2 protein-coding genes and 1 riboswitch are annotated in these 2,784 nt (G+C 67.7%); of the genes, one reads left to right on the forward strand and one right to left on the reverse strand.

Translation table 11 applies throughout. From position 1 onward, the window contains the following. Positions 1-1,803 (reverse strand): TonB-dependent receptor domain-containing protein (locus AB4Y84_RS18500; RefSeq protein WP_442250620.1); only part of this gene is annotated, 1,803 nt, incomplete at its 3' end. 117 nt (positions 1,804-1,920) lie between these two features. Continuing rightward, positions 1,921-2,141, reverse strand: a riboswitch (cobalamin riboswitch). A 176-nt stretch (positions 2,142-2,317) separates the two neighbouring features. Between AB4Y84_RS18500 and AB4Y84_RS18505 the strand changes: the two genes are divergently transcribed. Beyond that, on the forward strand, positions 2,318-2,784 hold a 467-nt coding region (locus AB4Y84_RS18505; protein ID WP_442250621.1), incomplete at its 3' end, for a histidine phosphatase family protein.

Below are 2,784 nucleotides of genomic sequence, written 5' to 3' on the forward strand. Positions count from 1 at the left end.
ACGTTGCTGATGCTGCAGCTGCGCAGCTTCTCGCGTGCGGTCGAATACATTGGCCACCCGCGCCAGCACCGACCATGCCGGGGTCAGTGCGTATTCGGCGCGCAGATCCAGCGTGCCGTAGCCGCCGACCTTCACCGCGTTGGCGGCATCGTCAAAGCGCTTGCCCGCGCCCTGCACGGTCAGGCCGGTGCGGAAATCACCGAAATGGCGGTCGATGTCCAGGCGCGCGGTCTGCTGCGCACGGCGGGCCAGCCAGTTGTCGAACTGCGCGCTGCCGTTGGTGCGGTTGCGCGGGTCGGTGAAGCTCAGCTGCGCGTTGATGTCGAAGCCGGCCACAGTGGCGCCGCCGGTCAGTTCGGCACCGCGGATGCGTGCCTTTTCGACCTGCTGCATGCGGAAGGTGGCCGCGTCGTAGGTGATCAGGTCATCGATGCGGGTTTCGTAAACGTCCAGGCCCCAGCGCCAGCCCTGGCCCTGCTGCGAGATACCGAGGTTGGCACTCTTGGACTTCTCCGGGTCCAGCGTCGGCACGCCGCTCCACGGGTCATACAGGTCGCTGAAGGTCGGTGCCTTGAACGCGGTGCCATAGCTGGCGTTGACGCGCAGGCCGTGGCCCAGCTCCATCGCCCAGCCGAGGCTGCCGGTGGCGTGGTTGCCGAACTGCTGGTTGTCATCATTGCGTGCGCTGGCCTGCAGCTGGTGACGGCCGAAGCGCGCTTGGTACTGCAGGAATACGCCGGTGTTGCGGCGGCTGTCGACCAGGTAACCGGCGCTGCTGCCATCCAGGTTGTCTTCGCTCCAGTCCACGCCGGTGCTGAGCAGCTGGCCTTCGGCAACACCGATGTCGGCCTGCAGCGAAGCGCTGTCGCGGTGCGTCTGCGCGCTGCCGCGTGCACCGAAATCACCGAAGTTGTCGGACTCGTTGTCGCTGCGGCCGACGTTGGCGGTCAGCGTCAACTGCTCGGACGGGGTGTAGCGCACCTTGCCGGCCAGCACCTGCTGGCGGGTCTCGGAGTAGTTGTAGTAGCCGTCGTAGTGGTTCTTGCCGTCGGCACGCAGGGCGCTGCCTTCCACGGTCCACTGGTCGCTCAGGTTGTAACCACCGCGCAGGCTCTTGGACAGGTTGCGGTAGCCATCGCGGTCGGGTTCATCGGCAAAGCAGCCGGCAAACAGCGTGGCCGAACCGCGGCAGGCATCGATGCCGTCCGAATGCTGGTAGGCGATGTCGGCGCCGAACCAGCCGCGTTCGGTGCCGCCACCGATGCCGCCGCTGGCTTCACGCAGGCCATTGCTGCCGCCGCCCAGCTGGAAGTGCGGAGCGAAATCGCCCTGGTTGCGGCGGGTGAAAATCTGGATCACACCGCCGATGGCGTCGGCACCGTACAGGCTGGACTGCGGGCCGCGCACGATTTCCACGCGCTCGATCTGTGCCAGCGGCAGATCCTGGTACATCGCCAGGCCAAGGTCGGCGCTGTTGATGCGCACGCCATCGACCAGCACCACGGTGTGCGAGGAATTGGTGCCACGCAGGAACAGCGAGCTCTGCTTGCCCAGGCCACCGGCGTTGGTCAGGTTGATGCCGGCGCGGCCCTGCAGCAGTTCCTGCAGGGAGGTGGCCTGGCTGGATTCGATCTGCGCGCGGTCGATCACCTGCGCAGGCGCAATGCTGTCCTGCAGGGCGATCGGAGTACGGGTAGCGGTGACCAGCACCTGGTCGAGGTCGGCGGCACCATCATCGGCCAGGGCCAATGCAGGAAGCGCGGCCAGCACGGCCAGGGACAGCATTCGGGACTGCAGTTTCATCGGGGGACTCCAGGTGCCGCGCACGCCCGCGCAGCGAAGGGGAGGAGTCACGACAGGCAGGCACGCGCCGATGCCGCGGCCATCGCCGCGGACAACCAGCGCCATGCCCACCGCATCGCGACCTGAGGCTTCCGGGCCGGTCTCCGGGCTCGCCGCCGGGTGGCCCGAGGCCACCGTCCAGGCGCCTTCCCATGCCTGCGGCACAGTGGCGGGTTGCCTGGAACTGACGTGCTTACCGTTGCGGGGGCAGCGCCGGCATGGCGTGTTGTCACGCGTCACCGGCTTCCCGTTTCAACCTGCCGGCAGGGCCGCAGGTCACCTGGAAGTGCGCGCAGTCTACGGCATCGCGGCCGGCCCGTAGCGTCGAACCTGCACGACTGAAGAGGCGCGGATGCACCTGCACGGTGCAGCAGACCTGCGCCAGCGCCTAGAATGCAGCTCGAATTATCGTGGTGCCGTTGCCGATGTCCGTCTGTTTTCCGCTGTTCCCGCGCCGCCCTGACTGGGCACGCGCATGATCCTCGACCTGGTCCGCCATGCCGGCAACGGTCGCGATGAGTTCCTCGATGGCCGCAGCGATCCGCCGCAGCTGGCCCGCCTGCCGCAGGAGCTGGTCGATGCCTATGCCGGACAATCGTGGGAACGGGTGATCAGTTCGCCGCGCCTGCGCTCGTTGCATACGGCGATGGCATTGGCCACACCGCGCGCGCTGGACGTGGAGGCGGACGAGGAGTGGGAAGAGCTGGATTTCGGCGACTGGGACGGCCAATCGTTGTTCGACCTGCCGGAAGAGGCGTTGGCCGCGTTCCACGCAGATCCGCACGCATTCCCGCCGCCGCATGGCGAGAGCTGGGGCCACTTCGAACGGCGCATCGCACGCGCGCTGGATCGACTGCTGGACGACGACGACCCTCCGCCGACGGTCGTGGTCAGCCACGGCGGCCCGCTGCGCATGGTGCTGTCGCAGGTGTGTGGTCTGCC

Origin of the sequence: Stenotrophomonas sp. 2YAF22 (assembly GCF_052114665.1) — a bacterium.
GTDB classification, from domain to species: Bacteria; Pseudomonadota; Gammaproteobacteria; order Xanthomonadales; family Xanthomonadaceae; genus Stenotrophomonas; species Stenotrophomonas indicatrix.